3 protein-coding genes are annotated in these 1,817 nt (G+C 47.1%); all 3 read left to right on the forward strand.

Annotated elements, in window-relative coordinates; all coding sequences use genetic code 11:
- Positions 1 to 312, forward strand: a 312-nt coding sequence (locus tag GXO76_06560; GenBank protein ID NOY77516.1) for a DUF4876 domain-containing protein, incomplete at its 5' end; no start/stop codon positions are given.
- A gap of 188 nt (positions 313 to 500) precedes the next feature.
- The gene (locus tag GXO76_06565; protein NOY77517.1) at positions 501 to 1,454 is read left to right on the forward strand and encodes a DUF4876 domain-containing protein; all 954 of its coding nucleotides are present in this window, start codon (positions 501 to 503) and stop codon (positions 1,452 to 1,454) included.
- Positions 1,455 to 1,482: 28 nt separating this feature from the next.
- Positions 1,483 to 1,817 (forward strand): hypothetical protein (locus tag GXO76_06570; GenBank protein ID NOY77518.1); only part of this gene is annotated, 335 nt, incomplete at its 3' end.

The raw sequence follows: 1,817 nt of genomic DNA on the forward strand, positions 1-1,817 counted from the left end.
GGCAAACGCGTGGATTTCATGATCGCTCTCACCAACGATGAGGTGGCTATTGCCACGGGTGAAGATGTGAATTATCAGGATGGTCTTGATTTTGACACCATTCTGGACGGTGTGGAATATCAGAGTTCCCCCACCTATCTGAAAACCCTGGATCCGCGGGTCGATCGGGGATTTGCCGGTGTGGGGCTCACGCGGTACAGCGGGATGTCGATGGAAAGAAAATATCCGGGAATGGACACGGACAATTCCACGGTAGATTTTCGGATTATCCCTCATCCGACCCCCGGGTATCAATACCAGGGACAGAATTAGGAATGGTCTAAATTTTGGAAGCAGGGGTCATTTATGAATTACCCCTGCAGGTGATTTTTAAACGAGGAATGATTGTGTTTTCTAAAAACAACATCTTGCTTTTTTTTATATTTTCAGGTCTGTTAGGATGGGCATTTTTTACCAGCTGTACTCAAAAAAAACCGGTTTGTGCAGAAGGCAACGGTGAAGTGCAGGTATATGTCGATTTCAAGGAGTCGCCCGAATTGCCGGGGATTCCGGTGGAAAACGCAAAAGTGGAGCTGCGTCCGCAATACCTGGCAACCATCCCTCCGTGTTTTACCGATGATCAGGGAATGGCCCGATTTCAGAATTTGATTTCGGGAACGTACATTGCCAGCGCCACATGCCGGTGGGATTCATTGAAGGTTTTGGTCGGTTCGACCAAGTCGAACGTTCTTTCCAATACCACCGTAATCGATACGGTTCATCTTTTTCCAAGCAAACCGGGCCTGAAAATTAATGAGTTGTACACCGTTGGTCCGCCAAACGACGAATTCTACTTTTACGACCAATTCATTGAATTGTACAATTCGGCAGATGACACGGCCTACCTGGATGGAATGATCGTGTGCCGTTTATCACGCGATATCACAAAGGTCACATACATTTTTCAATTTCCCGGTACGCCGGTCATTGGCCGTGACTATCCCGTTCCGCCCCACACATTTGTGGTGCTGGCACAAGACGCCATTGATCACTCAAAAATCATACCGGGCAGTATCGATTTGTCTCATGCCGATTGGGAATTTTATAATCCAAACAGCCCCTCGGATCCCGACAATCCGGATGTACCGAATATTGTCAACATTAAAGTAGGAGAACGAATCGATTTTCTGATCTCGCTTACCAGCGATGAAATTATCATCGCTACCGGAGAAGACGTCAACTATCAGGATGGAATTGATTTCGACACGGTTATTGATGGGGTAGAATATCAGAGCTCTCCCACATCACTAAAAACGCTTGATCCCCGGATTGACCGCGGTTTTACCGGGGTGGGTCTGGTAAAATATTCGGGAATGTCACTTGAAAGAAAATATGCCGGATTGGATACTGACGATTCGCGGGTGGATTTTCATATTATTCCTCATCCAACACCCGGGTACGAATATCGGCCTTAATTTGACTGATTAACGACGGAGTTTTGCTTTGAAATATCTGAAACACATTTTTTTCTCTGCCTTCGTGCTTCTCTCAGGGGCACTCCTTGCCACAAATGTGTGTGCACGGGATAACCGCCTTTCGGCCATGGGCAATCTGCAATTGGCCCTTCCGGATTCGGACAATCAACTCAACTTTTACGATTTTGGACAAAATCCCGCCGGCCTGCAGGCGGATCAAACCTATCGCTGGATGCGAATCTATCTGAATGCACAAAACCACTGGGGACGCTACCGCCGGCTTTACGATCCTGACAACGAGCAGAATTATTCTCTTATTTTCGAGGGCGTCAAAGCCCTTAATTCAAAAGAGACGTTTTGGGG

This window comes from Calditrichota bacterium (genome assembly GCA_013151735.1).
In the GTDB taxonomy this organism is placed as follows: domain Bacteria; phylum Zhuqueibacterota; class JdFR-76; order JdFR-76; family BMS3Abin05; genus BMS3Abin05.